Raw genomic sequence first — 18,286 nt, 5'->3', positions numbered from 1 at the left:
TTCAATTAATATTAAGAAATTAGAAACCTACTGAAAGGCCCACGTTAATCGAACGGGTCGTCGGAATACCATTGCCCAATGATTCCGGATCGATCTGATTAATATGATCCCAGCAGAACAAATCGACACCTCTTACATATAATTTAGCTGTATTCAGATGCCATTTACTAATCAGCTCATGAGGAAATTTATAATAAACCTCACAATTTCGTAACTTCAGGAAAGAACCATTCTCCAACCAAACAGTACTACTCTGCTGGTTATTTTGCACTGTTTCAGTAGACAGACGTGGATAACGGGCATTCGGATTCTCTGGCGTCCAACGATTTTCATAATAATATTGAGAGATTGTATTACCGTTAGTCAACGGGCGATACAGACCTGTCACAGTAGTCCATGAAGTATAATGGCCTACACCTTGGAAAGCCAAGCTAAATCCAATACCCTTCCATTCTGCTCCAAGAGTAAATCCATAATAAATTTCCGGAACACTCGAATTATATCCCAATGCAACCTGGTCAAATTCATTGATTACTCCATCACCATTCTGGTCTTTATATTTAATATCACCAGGGCTTACCTCACCAAACTGCTGGGATGGACTATTATCAATATCGGCTTGGTCAATGAAATAACCGATTGCCTGATATCCGAAAATCTGTCCAACAGGCTTTCCTGTACTGTACAGATAATCATAAGCACGGGGCTCTTCCAACTGTTCTTTTATAATGTTTTTAGTGAAACTGAAATTACCACCTAAATTGAAACGGAAGTCACCCCATTTCTTCGTATAGTCAGCGCCTATTTCAACTCCTTTACTATCTACAATACCCGCATTAGCATAGGAGCTTGAAGTTCCTAATGCAGCCGAGTTCTTACCAGCTGTAGAAACCCATATATCCTGACGTCTTTCATAGAACCCGTCAACCATCAAGGTAAGTCCACCAAATAAAGTCGCATCCACACCCACATTATATTTATAGGCTTTTTCTGTGGTTCCATTCAATGAAGGCAATGTTCCTTCTTGCCAAGCACCACCATTGCCAAAATTATCTTGAATAGGATATCCTCCACCGCTGCCGTTCATGGTAGTATTCCAATATCCATTATAAGGAATATTATCCGTATTGATAATACCGAAAGAGCCACGCAGTTTCAGAAAATTCAACCAAGATGAATCTTTCAGGAAATCTTCATTGGTAAGATTCCAAGCTAATCCCACTGTAGGTGACAAATGCCATTGCTTACCTGTTTCCAACAAATTAGAAGCTGAAGCTACCAGTGCAAAATCCAAGAAATAACGGTCTTTCAACCCATAATGTGTATACCAGGACCAGTTACAATGATACAATGTTGAATTGATGTTCACATTGTTATCATACTTGTAAGTATACATTAATGTAGTGTAAATTTTGTGATCACCAAACTGACGGTTCCAGTCTACATTCGCCATGAAGTTAAAAGAACGATACTGCCAGTCCAACTTACTACCTCCTGCCATTTCAGTATCTTTACCAGCCTCATATTCACTAAAGCTACTAGGTTCTCCGTTCTCCCATCCAATAACAGAAGTACTACCATACTTGTACTCCATTGTATGGTCTTCCCAATAAGAAGCCACCTTATCATATCCCATACGGAAAGAAGCTCCTAATCCTTTCGTGATAGAAGATAAATCTTGTCTCAATGTCATATCAGCCCACAGGCCCAAAGTATGTCCTTTTGAATATCCTCTAGCCTGAGTTAAAGCTACAGGGTTTGCCCATCCAGTCCATGTAGCATTACCGCCCCACAAGCCACTTTCCGTACGAATCGGAAAAGCTGTAGCCGGGGTTGAATAAAGTACTCCAATCAAATTATCAGAACCTAATCCCGGACGGCTGAATTCGTTTAAGGTTCCCATAATATTTACCTGCAATTTTGTAGTAGAAGTCAGATCAATATCCAAATTACTACGCAAGTTTGCTTTTGAGTATTTCTCTTGAGTAGAAAAACCTTCATTTGAATTTGAATTATTGATAAATCCACGGCCATTCTGCAAGTTCAACATCGTAAAATAACGCATTTTAGAAGAACCTCCACGGAAGGTTAATGTCGCAATATCCGATTTTCCTCTTTCACGGTAAACCTCATCCCACCAATCAATATTAGGATAGTAATAAGGATACTTCCCGCTTTTAAAAGCATTCAATTCATTTTGAGTATATCGTGCAGACTTACCGTCATTCGCCAATGCTTCATTCATCGCATTTGCATAAGTATATGCATCTGCCATCTGAGGTAGACGATTCTGGTAAGTAAAGCCATGGTCATAAGAGAAATTAATTTCACGAGATTTATACTTACCCCTTTTGGTCACAATATTCAACACACCGTTAATTCCTTTATATCCATACAAGGCTACTGCTGCAGCATCCTTCAACACAGTAACAGATTCAACTTCTTCTGGTGTCAAATAACGTAATACATTATATGCATTATCACGTTCCAAACCATCAACCACAATCAGAATGCCATTATTTCCATTCAACGTTTTCTGTCCGCGGATAAACATAGAAGGAATCTGTTCCCACATCACACCAGTAGACTGCATTGTAGTCAAACCAGCTACATTCCCATACATAGAATTACCTAATGTATACGATGAACGAGTGTCTATTTTATCACTATATACAGTAGAAGCAGCTCCTGTAGATTCTGCAAATGTCTGGTTCAGATTAAAACCATAATTTACTTTTTCAGTGGACAAATCCATTACAATCGTCATTTTCTTTCCTAACTCAACATCCACTGTTTTTACAGCATCCGTTGGTGTCAGGATTTGCAGCTTGTCATCTTTCAGAACTGAAATCGTAAATTTTCCAGTAGCATCTGTAGACACCATAGATGCAGGGATACCTACTACTGAAACAGCAGCCCCCGACACAGGATTACCGGCCTTATCTATTACAAAACCAGTCACATCAACTGCTTCTTGAGCCATAGCATGCATGCTCATGCAGGCAAGCGTAGTCAAAGCTAATATTTGTTTCTTCATCTTCTTTCTGTCTTTGTTAATTAAAAATCAGCATTACCATCCTGGATTCTGAACCAATCCATATCCCTTATTTACTTCACTTACAGGGAAAGCAGACAAATACCATTTGCTGCTAAAATTGCTCCACCATGAACGAGCTGAATTTGAAATTTGGAATTGTGTATACTTAAATTTTGTTGGGAAAGGTCCTCTGTCTGCAGCTGGTTTATCTGACCAAGACCCTGTTCCACCATCCGTACGTTCAATCAACAAACCATGCAATGGACGTTTGAACAAATCAGCACGCTTATATCGAATCATATCAAAGAAACGTACATCTTCCAATCCCAATTCACAGGCACGTTCATTCAGTATTGCTTCCAATAACACGTTAGCGTCTTCCATATTTTTACCTGGATTAGATTCTTTTAAACCTTTCAATCCCACGCGAGCACGTACCTTATTGACTTGTTCAATTGCATCTCCCGGACGATTATTCTTCAACAACGCTTCTGCATAAATTAAATATACCTCAGCCAAACGCAAATAAGGCCATTCCAAATAATTTCCAGCAAGACTACCTTTCCCTTCTTTATAGAATTTATACAATCCAAATCCTGTTGCATACACACCAGTTTCCGTAGCTGTACTATTTGCATTTTCACGACCTCCGTTCCACAATTCTACCGACCGTCCAGCCCATTTGGCTCCATTTACAAGAATTGTTTCATACAAACGCGGGTCACGAGTCGGCTTATTATAGTCATTCTCTTCAAAGAACATCTTATTATCAGCTACTGCTTTATCGAAATCAAAAGGTGTACCATCTGACATCGGGAACATTTCCATATATTCCAATGTTGGGGTATATCCACCATTAGGAACCCAGTCACCCCAATAATACCACCAATCCCAATTATACTTACCAATGATACGAGTAGAAATCAACAATTCAGTATTGTCTCTGGTAAAATACGCCTTATTAAAGGCATTGCGATAATCGTCACAAGTCGTACCCGAAGCTTGTGCCAGTTCATAATGTCCTTTTTGGGCCAATGTAGTAAAGAATTCCTCACAAGCCTGTAAGCACTGGCTCCATAATTCAGCCTTATAGCCTCCGTACCATACCAAGTTTTGTGTAACAGCTTCCTGAGGAGCTTCTGTGCAATAAGGTTCATTATCATTAAACAAAGGACTTGCAGCAAACAGTAATATTTTACATTTCAATCCCATTGCAGCAGCCTGTGTCATACGTCCCTGCCAGTTGGATTCACCATCTGCAGTCAAATCCCAAGGCAATACCTTTGCCGCCTCATCCAACAAACGAATCATAAATTTCACCGTTTCGTCGACAGTAGCACGAGGCACTTCATATTCATTGGCTGCTTCAAAACTTTGTTCCACAATCGGCAATCCTCCAAAATGACGGAACATGTCAAAATAACGAGATGCAATAATGACTTTTGCCTCACCCTTCAACCGTTCTTTTTCGGAATCTTCCATATCAGGCACCCGATCTACATTTTCAATAAAAATCCAAGCCTGACGTATTGCTTGCCAAGTTTCTTCCTTTGTAAACCCAAAACGAGTTTCAGAAGTATTATCTTCATTTACGGCTGTGTAAGTTCCAGAATAATAATGACGGTTCAATCCATCCCACGAATTATGACTGTGAAAACAATCCGACAAACATTCAAACATACCAGTATTCATTTTGCCGTCCACATCATTCCAGTTAGTGGCTAGCCCATAATAGAGTTTACTATAAGTATTCCACAAAAACCGACGGGCATAATCGGCTTTGCCAAAAATAGAATCCTGCGTAACGGCTACACTAGGCGCCTTTTCCAGAAAGCTATCTCCAAATTTTATTTCATCAACACATGACGTAGCTGTTGTAGCTCCGACAAATGCCATTATAAACCATTTTCCAAAATGTTTCATAGATTATAAGTTTTTAGAATCCAACCTTCAAACCAAGATTAACAACACGGGTAAGCGGGTAATTAGGACGGTCACTCTGACGAGATTCCGGGTCTCCCCACATAAAACCTGTAATCGTAAACAAGTTATATGCACTTACATAAAGTCTGCACTGATCCATCTTCAATTTTTTCATGAAAGGCAGACTGAAATTATATCCCACTTCCAAACTCTTCAAACGCAAATAGCTGGCATCACACAAATACAAATCAGATCCACGATAGTTGTTGGCTGCAGCCAATTTAGAAATACGAGGGAATTTTGCGGTATAAGTGTCGTCTGATGAGCGCCAAGTATTTTCATACTGATAAAGAAGCAAACCTTTGTTTTGCGTATCACCCAAAGGTTGTCTAAACTCAGACAGCAACCGGTCCACATTCCACGCTCCTGTAAACTGTGCAGAGAAATCCCATCCTTTCCAACTAAATCCAATATTCAAACCAGCTGTATACTCCGGTGTATCTGTAAAACTCAAATCACGACTGGAGTCATCTCCATCAATCACACCATCTTTATTCAAGTCTACGAAAACAGCATCACCCGGCTTCAATGTCAATCCATGATCAGCAATAGGGACACCAAATTCTGCCTGATATCTTGCATCAGCCGTTTCATCATAAAATCCCCAGAATTTATAAATTGAACGAGACCCAATAGTACGTCCTGTTTCATACATCCATTCTTCATTCTGCTTCACCTCATTCTTATACACAATTTTGTTGCGAGCAAATGAGATATTGAAGTTAGCCCAGTAACGGAACTCATCCCCTATCTTGTCATTCCATTTTAACTGTACTTCATAACCTTTATTCTCGGTTTTACCCACATTCATAATCGGCAAAGTCATACCCAAAATTCCCGGCATGTAATCCGGTGTAGTAAGAATATCTCTACGATTTTCTTTGAACCAGTCGACAGAAACGCTTAAACGGTCATTAAAGACAGAAAAGTCAATACCGTAATTCTGTTTTACTGCTTTTTCCCATGTCACATCTGCATTCGATTTTGTGGCTTCGTATGCACCTGGCTGAGCACTCCCAGCATTCGTTCCAAAATAATAACCATCACCACCCAATACATACGCATCTGGCAAATACAAGAATCGGTTGTTTCCATTATTGTCATTACCAACCATACCTACGGAAGCACGAAGTTTTAAATAACTCACAACTTTTTTCAACGGCTTAAAGAAAGACTCCTCACTGACAATCCAACCTACAGACCCTGCGGGGAAGAAACCATAACGCTTACCCGGCGCAAAGTTCTCAGAACCGTTATAACCGGCGTTGAATTCAGCCATATAACGAGTCTTCCAATCATAAGTCACACGACCTACAAATCCAACGTATGCAGAAGGGATATCATCATAAGTTCCTCCTGGATAATAACGTTTAGACTGGTTATACAACAACAATCCCGTTACATTATGATCGCCAAACTTACGGCTATAATTTAAAGCTGCCTCCATATACCAGTCACGTGACTTTCCTTCTCCATTGGTATTCCGAGAATAAGACAGCTGCGAATCTGAACCGTTTTTACGATAAGCGATAGAACCATCCTCCTGTATTACAGGCGTATAAGTAGCAATAGAAGAGCTGGCTACTTTTTGTGTCCAATAACTTGAGTTATAAGATCCTTTAATCTTGAATGAAAGTCCTTTAGTAATGAAATCCAGTTTTTGATCCAATACCAAGTCAACGTTCAATACATTGGTAGTAGTCGTACGGAAACCTTTTCCATAATAAGAATCCAATCCATCTACTCCAGTAAAGGGCAAATAATCCGCATTCGACACAATACGCTTTCCGTCAATCAAGCCGGCCCCTGCAAATGGAACAGCCCAATACAGTTTACGGAACAATTGGTTTTGGTCTTCTCCAGATTCAGGAGTACGTTTTGTTTCGATACGGCCTCCAATATTTACAGAAATCAATGTCGTTTTGGTCGCATCAAAGTCTAAGTTCGCACGATAGTTATAACGTTTATAGTTAAAGTTAAAGTCATCTGACGCAGCCAACTGCTTAAACATACCATCTTGTGTAAACATACCAGCTGAAACGAAATAACGCATTCTGTCTGTACCACCCGAAATGTTCACATTATGCTGTGACTGAAAAGAAGCATCATTCATACAGTAATCCAGCCAGTTTATATCAGGATAAAGAATTGGATCGGTGTGATCACGGAACTTGGCAAGTTGTTCGTCAGAAAAAGTTGGTACACCTCCATCATTTACCATCATATCATTATAATATGAGGCATACTGATAAGAATTTGCAAACGTCAACTGCTTAGTCATCAAGTTCACACCAGCTGAAGTAGAGAATGAAATCTTGGCTTTTCCTTCAGAACCACGTTTAGTCGTAATCAAAATTACACCATTCGCACCACGCACACCAAACACAGCCGTAGCAGAGGCATCCTTCAATACCGTGATACTTTCTACTTCATTCGGGTCAATCTGTGAAAAATCACGTTCTACACCATCCACCTGAATCAACGGAGCTGCATTGTTCCATGTAGCAATACCTCGAACATACAAATCAGCAGCATCGGCTCCCGGTTCACCTGAATACTGTACAGAAGAAATACCCGTCACCTGACCAGACAAAACATTAGACAATGATGCTGCCGGAGTTTTCAACAAATCTTCTCCTTTCATGGAAGAAATAGCACCCGTAACTGACACTTTCTTTTGTGAGCCATAGGCCACGACCTCTACCTCACCCAACATCTGAGAATCGTCCTCCAAAACAACCTTCAGCTCTTTATTAGCACTGAAACGAGTTACTACCTGATCCTTATACCCAATAAAAGAAATTTTTATTCTTCCCCCTTTAGGGACAGATAAAGAGAAACGCCCGTCAAAATCGGTAATCGTACCAATAGAGGTTCCTTCCACAATGACATTTGCACCAATTATGGCCTCTCCCGAATTGTCAACAACCACACCGTTGATTGTTTGATGTTGTTGCACTGCGGCAATACCTTCTACAGAAGGTGCCGCCATTAATGCAATCGGAGAAAATGCCATAAAACCAGTGAATGCTACCCAAGCTTTCCACCCGGAAATGTTTCGTAATGAATCTGATTTCATCGTTTTTCTCTGTTTAAAATTTAAGGATTAAATTATCTCATGCAGGCTATTACTTTGTTTTGTTTTTTTAATGTAAGACTTAAGTAATTAACCTACGGGTGCAAAAGTATAAAATACGTATAATAGAAAACAACAAAAATTAATCATTAGAGAGATAAAAATTATTCATATTCCATTCATACCGCTATTGCTCAATTTTTATAATATACTCATAATCAGTAAAATAGAAAATTCATTTTTCACGTTACATAGAATCAAGTTTAACTACAGAATAAAAAAGCTTACTTTAGAAAGTAAAAACCAATTTTAGATATACGATGTTGAAATAAAAAATAGAGTCCATATACTCACGTATATAGACTCTACAAATCTGTTCTTCTTATTTAATATGCCCCAATATAATAGCTTAAAACAAATCCCACGTACGGATTTCGTCTTTCCATTGATGATCTTTCGGGAACGGTTTCTCACCCCATGCCCGCACGCTGGTCCATTCCTGAGGCGCATCGGTCCAGAAAGGATGGGAAGCTGGAAGTCCCAACGGAAGGAAAGCCAGAGAAGTCATATACAGGCTTCCGTTATTGGTGTACCAGTCGGCTACATTCGGCTGGCGACCGGTAAAACCGATGGTCAGGAAACCGCCTTCATTAAAATTATGACCGGTAGCAAACATACGCTTCATCACGGCAGTCAAGGCACAACGTACCTGCGCCCCTGTCACCCCTGCCGGAAGTTCCTGATACCAGGCCATCAGGGCCAGAGGCTGCATGGTAGCCATACGGTACGGGATGGAACGGCCGAATACGGGGAAAGTTCCCTCCGGTGAAATGAAACGTTCCAATATCAGACTGTATTTCTGGGCACGCTTCAACGCGCGGTCATAATATTTCCCGTAGTCAATCCGGCTGCGCACTTTGGCATCCTTCATGGCCTGGAGCGTCTCCAGGTACATAGGATGGAACACGTAACTGCTGTAATAATCAAATGCAAAAGATGGACCGTCTGAGTACCATCCGTCGCCGGTGTACCACTCTTCCACTTTACGGATGGCAGAATTTACCCGATATTCATCGAACGGTGCCCCCGCCTTGGCCAGAAAACTTTCAATGGTAGACGAGAAAAGCAGCCAGTTGGTATAAGGAGGGTCGATGCGACGCAGCTGCTGGAATTCCTCGATATAGCGTTTCTTAGTGGTTTCATCCAACGGCATCCACAGCTGGTCGTAGGCACGGAGGAAACTTTCGGCCACATACGCACCGTCTACCAGCGTCTGTCCTTCCTGACGCCACAACAGATAATCCGGACTCTGCGGGTCCACGGCGTTGGCGTAACTCTTCAACGCCCACTCACGCAGTTCCTTGCGCATCTTGCCTTCTTCCGTATTGTCATCCGGCAAAGTGAGCCAGGGAGCGATACCAGCCATCAGGCGTCCGAAGGTCTCCATATAAGCCACTTTCTTGTTGCGTCCGTCCCAGGTAGGGCTGACTTCCAGCTGCATGTTTTTCTGCAATTCTCCTTTGGCCATGTTACGCAATACCGGAGCCGCCATCTGATAAGCCAGCTTACACCAATAGGCACGGTCGGCAGCCTGAGGAGCTTCCAGATAACGTACATATTCACAGGCTGCCAGCAAAAATGCTCCTACCCCGAAATTTGCCGTAGAATTGGCGTTAATCACTTGTCCGGGAATAGCTTTTTCGCCAATCGGCTGCACATAGCCCACCGTACCATCTTTCTGAAGTGCTTTCTTTGACAAATAGTTCCATGCCTTCTCCACTACCGGCATGTATGTATCTTTTCCTAAATACCCATTGTTGATTCCCCATAAAAATCCGTATGTGAACAGCGCCGTACCACTGGTTTCCGGTCCTGGGGCAAAATCCGGGTCCATCATGCTGCGGGTCCAATAGCCTTCCGGCTGCTGAATGGCAGCTACGGCCTTCGCCATTTTCTGAAACTTCTCCACAAAGAATGAATGATGCTTGTATTCTTCCGGCATATCTTTCAACACCTTAGCCAGTCCGGCCAGCACCCAGGCATCTCCTCTAGCCCAGAAATCCTTCTTTCCGCTGGCTGTCTTATGCTTCGGATAGATGTATTTCGCATCACGATAATACAGGTTTTCGTCCTTGTCGAACATGATGCTGTCGGAATATTGCAGATACGCATACAGTTTATCCAAGTACAACGTATTGTGCGTCACCTTATACAGTTTGGTCATTACCGGCATGGCCATGTAGAGCGCGTCGCTCCACCACCAGTAATCGTTCTGTGAGGTGCTCATCTGATATTCCATCACCTCACGGGCACGGCGGATTTTCCAATCCTCCGGAGCCAGGTTGTATAAATCCACATACGTCTGGAAGCAAATCTGATAGTCGCCGAAAAGTACATATTCATCCGATTCCCCGTAGGAGTATTTCCATTCCGAACGGTTGTCACTCTTGGCTCCTTTCCACTGATTGTAGTTTGCCCATGTTTCCGAATAGGTGCGGTACGTCTCGTTTCCAGTCAGGAAATAAGCTTCCATGTTTCCCGTGTGATACACGGCATTGTCCCAGAACGAACGTACTTCCGGTGAATTTTCGGCCTGCCAGTGCTGGTTTACCTTGTCAATCATCTTGCGGACCTGACCCGCTTCGGAGTCCTTGGCAACCGCCGATCCTGACCATATACCCAATGCACAAGCCAATAAAAATTTACATACTTGTTTCATAGTTTTATCTTGAGATTAATTTACTTCCAATACATATACCGGGGTGGCAGCAGAATCCTTCACTTTCTCGCCGTCTCCCTGATGGGTTTCCTGCACGAACACATGCAGTTTCTTCTGCGTTTTCCACAATTCCGTGTCACAACTGGGTTCCCAGGCATCCACGGAAAAATCGGTCAGGTCTTTCACCTGCCATTCGCCCGACTTCACATCCTCTGTATAAGCCACTGAAACCTTGCTTCCCCGCTCCGCATCACGGAACACGAAATAAGCCTTTCCTTTATCCACCGCAATGCGTGGACGCGAAATCGGAATCATCTTCGTTCCCCCGCCCTTCAAGGTAAAGCCTTGTGACCGGTTCATTATCTGACGGTTCTGCCAACCTTTACCATCGTTCCACACGAGTCGGTATTGAGGCACCTCGCTGTCCGCATCCCTCCAATAAGTCACAATATAAGGATGTCCTTCCGCATCGGTACTCATACTGGTCTGGTTAATCAGTTCCCTGTTTTGCGGAATGTAACAAGCATATTCCGCATTGTCTTTCCGGATAGGCAGCGTATATTTCTCGCCGGTCGACTTATACCACGTCTTTCCTTCATCGGGAGAATATGCATAGCAAAGGTCATGGTTGGTTTCCACCATCCACGTTTCACGCCACACCCACGACAGATGAATCACTCCAGCCTCATCCATATACAGCTGCCAGTAGGCATTCCGCTGGTTTTCCCCGTCAATCAGGATATCCTGCACACGCGACCACTTGCGGCTCTTCAAGTCATAACGGTTCAACACCAGATTTCCCCGTCCGGAAGCTCCCGAACGATAGGCAAACAGCAAATCGCCGCTGGGCATCCGATAGAATTCCGGATAAGTCACATCGTCCTCGTCCTTCCCGGTCATCGGCTCTTTTTCTCCCAAGGTCAGTGCTCCGGGAGCCGTACTCCGACAATAATTCAATTTGTGCCCGTGGTGGTCAAAAGAAAGATGCAGATAGCCGTCTCCATCTACCATCATGCTGATGACATTGTGTGCGTCGGCCACGTTTCCTTTATACTGGCTACGATGCAACGTCCAGTTCTCCACGCCCAAAGCACGTTTACCTACCACCAGATAACCGTCCGCATCATAATAAGATATGTATTGCGTACCCTTGTCCGTCACCAGCGGGCTGTTCCGGAATACGGTCGTATTGACCGAAGTCGAACTGTATCCGTCACCCACCTTCACCAAACGTTGTGCGGCAAGAGTTCCCAAAAAGAAAATGCCTATCAAACATAAAAAAATGCGCTTCATAGTTTACATATTAAGTACAGTTACAAAAATAGGCTTTTCACATCAAAAGAAGGGATAAAAATTTCGTCAAGGAAAGAAGAAAAACAAGCAAGTAACAATATCATCCATTTTTTGGACGAATTATTCTATGTCTCTGCATACTGATTTTCAGAATAGACAAAAGTCCACACCCAAGAGGTCTCCTCTCGGACATGGACTTTTATCAAAATAAATAATTCTTTATTACAAACTGGCCGGAAGCTCACTCAGCTTCATACTGTTGGAGCCTTTTACCAAGATACAACATTCTAGCAAGGGATGGGCTGCCAGCAGGGCTTCCACTTCCTTCACATCCTTATAATGCTCGAAGGAAGAGACAGTGCTTCCAAATTCCGGACCAACCAGCATTACCCGTTCAAATCCGCATTCTTTCAGGAAATCGACCACCTTCTGGTGTTCCTCGTGACTTCCTTCCCCGAGTTCCTTCATGTCGCCCAAAATCGCTACCTTGTGCGCCGCCTCCATCTGACGGAAGTTTTCCAATGCCGCCATCATACTGGTGGGGTTGGCATTGTAGGCATCCACAATCAAGGTATTGGAAGCGGTGTGTACCAGCTGCGAACGGTTGTTCTGCGGCACATACGAAGACAGTGCGTGACAGATTTGTGTATCCTCCACGCCGAAATAACGACCTATGGCCACGGCAGCCAAAGCATTGTCCAAGTTATAGGCCCCTATCAGATGTGTCTGCACTTCGTGTAAAACCCCTTCGGCTGTCCAGCTGAAATGCAGGAACGGCGAACAGGCTACCACCTTTCCCGTCACATCCAGTCCCGGAGTCTGTCCGTAACGGACGCACGTCAAGCCGACAGCAATCTTGTTCAGATAAGGATTCTCGTTTTGAATAAAGATGGTGGCATTTCCCTTTTCCCGCAAGAAATCATACAATTCTCCTTTGGTGCGGATGACCCCTTCAAAGGAACCGAATCCCTCAAGATGGGCCTTCCCCACATTGGTAATGATACCATAATCCGGCTCGGCAATGTGAACCAAGGTCTTGATTTCTCCCGGATGATTGGCCCCCATTTCGATGACCGCCATCTCATGTTCCGGCTTCAGACGCAACAACGTCAGAGGCACCCCGATATGGTTATTGAAGTTTCCTTGCGTGTAAAGCACCTTGAACTTCTCACCCAATACAGTCGCAATCAGTTCTTTCGTGGTTGTCTTTCCGTTCGTACCGGTCACCCCAATCATACGGGTACCCAACCGGCGGCGGTGATAGTTGGCCAGCTTCTGTAAGGTCTCCAGACAGTTGTCCACCAGAATAATCCGCGGATTCTCTGGAGAAGCATACTGCGGTTCATCCACCACCGCATAACGGCACCCCTGTGCCAACGACTGAGCGGCAAAGGCATTCCCATTGAATGTTTCTCCTTTCAGGGCCAGAAACATAGAACCCTCCGGACAATGGCGGCTGTCGGTCGTCAGTCCGTTACATTCCGTAAAGCGGTTATATAGTTCCTCTATTTCCATATTTTATTGCTCTGCAAAGCGTTTTGCCTGCTCTTCAATCAGTGCGGCATCGTCAAAATAGTTGATTTTCATGGCACGGCGCACCTCGTCCATGGTCTGGGCAGCAGCCTCACGGGCAACCTCGCAACCCTTCTTCAACATGTCATATACAGCCGGGATGTCTTTCTCAAATTCCTTGCGGCGCGCACGGATGGGTTCCAGCTCTTCCTGCATCACGGCAGCAAGGAACTTCTTTACCTTCATGTCGCCCAGTCCGCCACGGGTGTAGTGTGCTTTCAGTTCGTCCAAGTTGGCATACTCCGGCAAATAACGGCCAAAGTGCTCCGGACGGCAGAAGGCATCCAAATACGTAAATACACAGTTGCCTTCCAATTTACCCGGATCGCTCACCTTGATGTGAGTCGGGTCGGTGTACATGCTCTTTACTTTCTTCTCCACTTCGTCTGCAGCATCCGACAAGTAAATGCAGTTGCCCAACGATTTGCTCATCTTGGCCTTACCGTCTGTTCCCGGCAAACGCAGACAAGCGGCATTGTCCGGCAACAGGATTTCCGGTTCCACCAGTGTTTCACCATAAATATGGTTGAAGCGGCGTACAATCTCACGGGTCTGTTCAATCATCGGCTCCTGGTCTTCTCCTACCGGCACGGTAGTTGCCTTGAAGGCAGTGATGTCGGCAGCCTGACTGATAGGATAAGTAAAGAAGCCCACCGGAATGCTGGTTTCAAAGTTACGCATCTGGATTTCGGTCTTCACCGTCGGGTTACGCTGCAAGCGGGATACCGTGACCAAGTCCATGTAATAGAAACTCAATTCGCACAATTCCGGAATCTGCGACTGGATAAAAATGGTAGACTTTTCCGGGTCAAGTCCCACAGACAAATAGTCCAATGCCACTTCAATCACGTTCTGACGCACCTTTTCCGGATTGTCAATGTTGTCGGTCAACGCCTGTCCGTCGGCCTCGAACACAAAGATTTTGTCGTAAAGTCCTGAATTCTGCAACTCCACACGTCGGCGCAACGAACCCACGTAGTGGCCGATATGTAATTTACCGGTAGGGCGGTCACCGGTCAAAATAATCTTTTCTTTTTTCATACTACAAGCTATTGTTTCTACTTTCTAAATTGCAGCAAAGATATATAAATCCTTTGTTTTCTTCAAAATAAATCGTTTCTTTGCAAGTAGTCCAAAACGACAAAAACAGCCGCCGGACACAAACAACCTTTGAGAAAAACACCAATTTATCTATAACCATGAAGAAAGAATTGAAAAAAGTCCTGGTTCTCGGATCAGGCGCACTGAAAATCGGACAAGCCGGAGAGTTCGACTATTCAGGTTCGCAGGCCTTGAAAGCATTGCGCGAAGAAGGTATCCGCTCCGTCCTCATCAATCCCAATATTGCCACCATCCAGACTTCGGAAGGCATTGCCGACCAAGTCTACTTCCTGCCCGTGACTCCGTATTTCGTAACTGAAATCATCAAGAAGGAACGTCCGGACGGTATTCTGCTGGCTTTCGGCGGACAAACAGCCCTGAACTGCGGTACGGAACTTTACCAAAAAGGCGTTCTGAAAGAATATGGTGTGGAAGTGCTGGGCACTTCAGTGGATGCCATCATGTACACAGAAGACCGCGACCTGTTTGTCAAGAAACTCAACGAAGTACCCCTCAAGACTCCTGTCAGCCGGGCAGTGGAAAACATGCGGGATGCACTCGAAGCCGCACGGTCTATCGGCTATCCGGTCATGATCCGTTCGGCTTATGCGCTGGGAGGTCTGGGAAGCGGCATCTGCCCCGATGAGGAAAAATTCATCGAACTGGCTGAAAGTGCCTTCACCTTCTCCCCGCAGATTCTAGTGGAAGAATCCCTGAAAGGCTGGAAAGAAATCGAGTTCGAGGTCATCCGCGATGCCAACGACCATTGCTTCACCGTGGCCAGCATGGAAAACTTCGACCCGCTGGGCATCCATACCGGAGAATCCATCGTGGTGGCTCCTACCTGCTCACTGACCGAAGAACAGGTCAGCATGCTGCAAGACTTGTCAAAGCAATGTATCCGCCATCTGAACATTGTGGGAGAATGCAACATCCAGTATGCGTTCCACGCCGAAACCAACGACTACCGTATCATTGAGGTAAATGCCCGCCTGAGCCGTTCATCGGCACTGGCTTCCAAGGCCACCGGTTATCCACTGGCTTTCGTGGCAGCCAAGATTGCGCTGGGCTATACATTGGATGAAATCGGTGAGATGGGCACCCCGAACTCGGCCTATGTGGCTCCGCAACTGGATTACCTGATTTGCAAGATTCCGCGCTGGGACCTCAACAAGTTTGCCGGCGTATCCCACCGCATCGGCTCCAGCATGAAGTCGGTGGGCGAAATCATGTCCATCGGACGGACGTTTGAAGAGATTATCCAGAAAGGCCTGCGTATGATTGGTCAGGGCATGCACGGCTTTGTGGGCAATGACCATACCCGCTTCACGAACCTGGACGACGAACTGTCCAACCCGACCGACCTGCGTATCTTCGCCATCGCACAGGCCCTGGAAGAGGGATATTCCATCGAGCGCATCTACGAACTGACCAAGATTGACCCGTGGTTCATCGGCAAGCTGAAAAACATTGTCGACTACAAACATAAGCTGTCCGAATACAACTCGCTCGAAGAACTTCCGGCCGAGGTGCTCCGTCAGGCCAAGGTAATGGGCTTCTCCGATTTCCAGATTGCCCGCTTCGTACTGAAACCCACGCAGGGAAACATGGAGAAAGAAAACCTGCAAGTACGTGCCTACCGCAAGAAGCTGGGTATCCTGCCAGCGGTGAAACGTATCAACACGGTGGCCTCCGAACATCCGGAACTGACCAACTACCTGTATATGACGTATGCCGTGGAAGGACACGATGTCAATTATTACAAGAACGAGAAATCGGTCATCGTCCTCGGTTCAGGTGCCTACCGCATCGGCTCGTCCGTGGAATTCGACTGGTGCTCGGTGAATGCCATCCAGACCGCCCGCAAGCTGGGATACAAATCCATCATGATCAACTATAATCCGGAAACGGTGTCTACCGACTACGACGTATGCGACCGTCTGTATTTCGATGAACTTTCCTTCGAACGGGTACTTGATGTCATCGACCTGGAACAGCCGCGTGGTGTCATTGTCTCGGTAGGCGGACAGATTCCGAACAACCTGGCCATGAAACTGTATCGCCAGTCGGTACCGGTACTCGGTACCTCTCCGATTTCCATCGACCGGGCGGAAAACCGCAACAAGTTCTCGGCTATGCTCGACCAGCTGGGCATCGACCAACCGGCCTGGCAGGAACTGACCAGTCTGGACGACGTGAAAGAGTTCGTGAAGAAAGTGGGATATCCGGTATTGGTTCGTCCGTCGTACGTGCTCTCTGGAGCCGCCATGAACGTATGCTATGACCAGGAGGAACTGGAACGCTTCCTGCAAATGGCCAGTGAGGTGTCCAAGGAATATCCGGTGGTTGTATCGCAGTTCATGCAGGAAACCAAGGAAATCGAATTCGATGCCGTAGCACAGAACGGAGAGATTGTGGAATACGCCATATCGGAACACATCGAATATGCCGGCGTGCATTCCGGCGACGCGACCCTGGTATTCCCCGCACAGCACATTTATTTTGCGACGGCCCGCCAGATTAAGAAAATCAGCCGCAAGATTGCCAAGGAACTCAACATTTCGGGTCCGTTCAACATCCAGTACCTGGCCAAGAACAATGACGTGAAAGTGATTGAATGCAACCTGCGTGCTTCCCGAAGCTTCCCGTTCGTATCGAAGGTGTTGAAACGCAACTTCATCGAAACGGCCACCCGCATCATGCTCGATGCCCCGTACGTGCGTCCCGACAAACTGGCGTTCGATATCGACTGGATTGGAGTCAAGGCCTCCCAGTTCTCGTTCGCCCGTCTGCAGAATGCCGACCCGGTACTGGGTGTCGACATGTCGTCTACGGGAGAAGTAGGCTGTCTGGGCGATGACTTTGACGAAGCCTTGCTGAACGCCTTGATTGCGACAGGCTACAAGATTCCGAAGAAATCGGTACTCTTCTCTTCCGGCGCCACCAAATCGAAAGTGGACCTGCTGGATGCCAGCCACATGCTGCACCAGAAAGGATACGACATCTATGCCACTGCCGGCACGGCTGCCTTCCTGAACTCGCACGGCATTCCGACCACACCGGTGTTCTGGCCCGATGAACGTCCGCACGCCGAAAACAACGTGATGAAGATGATTGCGGAACACAAATTCGAGCTGATTGTGAACATCCCGAAGAACCATACCAAGCGGGAACTCACCAACGGATACCGCATCCGCCGCGGGGCCATCGACCACAACATTCCGCTGATTACCAACGCCCGTCTGGCCAAGGCATTCATCGAGGCTTTCTGCCATCTGAAGCAGGAAGACATCCAGATAAAGAGCTGGCAGGAATACAAATAAAAAATGTAGACTTTCGAAGGTTTTCTGAAGACTTTCGAAGCCTTTTGAGGGCTCAAAAAAAACGCAAGTGCGTTTGCATGAAAACGCACTTACGTTTGAAACAAAACGCCTTTGCGTTTCAGGTAAAACGAACTTACGTTTTCCTTCAAACGCAAAGGCGTTTTTTCAGGCCCTTTTTTTCG

8 protein-coding genes are annotated in these 18,286 nt (G+C 45.4%); 1 reads left to right on the top strand and 7 read right to left on the bottom strand.

The window, feature by feature from the left end; translation table 11 throughout:
- Nucleotides 1-19: 19 nt before the first annotated feature.
- The 7 genes from BQ7480_RS03025 to trpS all read right to left on the bottom strand — a co-directional run bounded on the left by BQ7480_RS03025 (nucleotide 20) and on the right by trpS (nucleotide 14,721).
- Nucleotides 20-3,037 carry a SusC/RagA family TonB-linked outer membrane protein gene (locus tag BQ7480_RS03025; RefSeq protein WP_072541668.1) on the bottom strand — a complete coding sequence of 1,006 codons (3,018 nt, stop codon included), beginning with the start codon at nucleotides 3,035-3,037 and terminating at the stop codon, nucleotides 20-22.
- Between the two features lie 33 nt (nucleotides 3,038-3,070).
- A complete protein-coding gene (locus BQ7480_RS03020) occupies nucleotides 3,071-4,960 on the bottom strand; it encodes a RagB/SusD family nutrient uptake outer membrane protein (protein WP_072541667.1) in 1,890 nt (629 codons plus the stop codon).
- Nucleotides 4,961-4,973: 13 nt separating this feature from the next.
- Nucleotides 4,974-8,099 carry a SusC/RagA family TonB-linked outer membrane protein gene (locus BQ7480_RS03015; protein ID WP_072541666.1) on the bottom strand — a complete coding sequence of 1,042 codons (3,126 nt, stop codon included), beginning with the start codon at nucleotides 8,097-8,099 and terminating at the stop codon, nucleotides 4,974-4,976.
- A 406-nt stretch (nucleotides 8,100-8,505) separates the two neighbouring features.
- Complete coding sequence (locus BQ7480_RS18320) at nucleotides 8,506-10,815, bottom strand: DUF2264 domain-containing protein (RefSeq protein WP_072541665.1); 2,310 nt, start codon at nucleotides 10,813-10,815, stop codon at nucleotides 8,506-8,508.
- Between the two features lie 15 nt (nucleotides 10,816-10,830).
- Nucleotides 10,831-12,108 carry an alpha-l-rhamnosidase gene (locus BQ7480_RS03005; RefSeq protein WP_072541664.1) on the bottom strand — a complete coding sequence of 426 codons (1,278 nt, stop codon included), beginning with the start codon at nucleotides 12,106-12,108 and terminating at the stop codon, nucleotides 10,831-10,833.
- A gap of 222 nt (nucleotides 12,109-12,330) precedes the next feature.
- Complete coding sequence (locus BQ7480_RS03000) at nucleotides 12,331-13,623, bottom strand: UDP-N-acetylmuramoyl-tripeptide--D-alanyl-D-alanine ligase (RefSeq protein ID WP_072541663.1); 1,293 nt, start codon at nucleotides 13,621-13,623, stop codon at nucleotides 12,331-12,333.
- A 3-nt stretch (nucleotides 13,624-13,626) separates the two neighbouring features.
- Entirely contained in the window at nucleotides 13,627-14,721 is a 1,095-nt protein-coding gene (gene trpS, locus BQ7480_RS02995) for a tryptophan--tRNA ligase (protein WP_072541662.1), read from the bottom strand.
- Nucleotides 14,722-14,879: 158 nt separating this feature from the next.
- Between trpS and carB the strand changes: the two genes are divergently transcribed.
- Nucleotides 14,880-18,104 (top strand): carbamoyl-phosphate synthase (glutamine-hydrolyzing) large subunit, encoded by a 3,225-nt coding sequence (carB, locus tag BQ7480_RS02990; RefSeq protein WP_072541661.1) that lies wholly within the window; start codon nucleotides 14,880-14,882, stop codon nucleotides 18,102-18,104.
- Nucleotides 18,105-18,286 lie beyond the last annotated feature (182 nt).

The sequence above is a fragment of the Bacteroides mediterraneensis genome (assembly GCF_900128455.1).
Lineage (GTDB): Bacteria > Bacteroidota > Bacteroidia > Bacteroidales > Bacteroidaceae > Phocaeicola > Phocaeicola mediterraneensis.
The sequence above is the reverse complement of the archived record's forward strand: the minus strand, read 5'-3'. Positions and strand labels throughout refer to the sequence as shown.

Coding starts and splice junctions, on each gene's coding strand:
- BQ7480_RS03025 (WP_072541668.1), bottom strand. CDS start 3,037: ATGAAGAAACAAATATTAGCTTTGACTACGCTTGCCTGCATGAGCATG.
- BQ7480_RS03020 (WP_072541667.1), bottom strand. CDS start 4,960: ATGAAACATTTTGGAAAATGGTTTATAATGGCATTTGTCGGAGCTACA.
- BQ7480_RS03015 (WP_072541666.1), bottom strand. CDS start 8,099: ATGAAATCAGATTCATTACGAAACATTTCCGGGTGGAAAGCTTGGGTA.
- BQ7480_RS18320 (WP_072541665.1), bottom strand. CDS start 10,815: ATGAAACAAGTATGTAAATTTTTATTGGCTTGTGCATTGGGTATATGG.
- BQ7480_RS03005 (WP_072541664.1), bottom strand. CDS start 12,108: ATGAAGCGCATTTTTTTATGTTTGATAGGCATTTTCTTTTTGGGAACT.
- BQ7480_RS03000 (WP_072541663.1), bottom strand. CDS start 13,623: ATGGAAATAGAGGAACTATATAACCGCTTTACGGAATGTAACGGACTG.
- trpS (WP_072541662.1), bottom strand. CDS start 14,721: ATGAAAAAAGAAAAGATTATTTTGACCGGTGACCGCCCTACCGGTAAA.
- carB (WP_072541661.1), top strand. CDS start 14,880: ATGAAGAAAGAATTGAAAAAAGTCCTGGTTCTCGGATCAGGCGCACTG.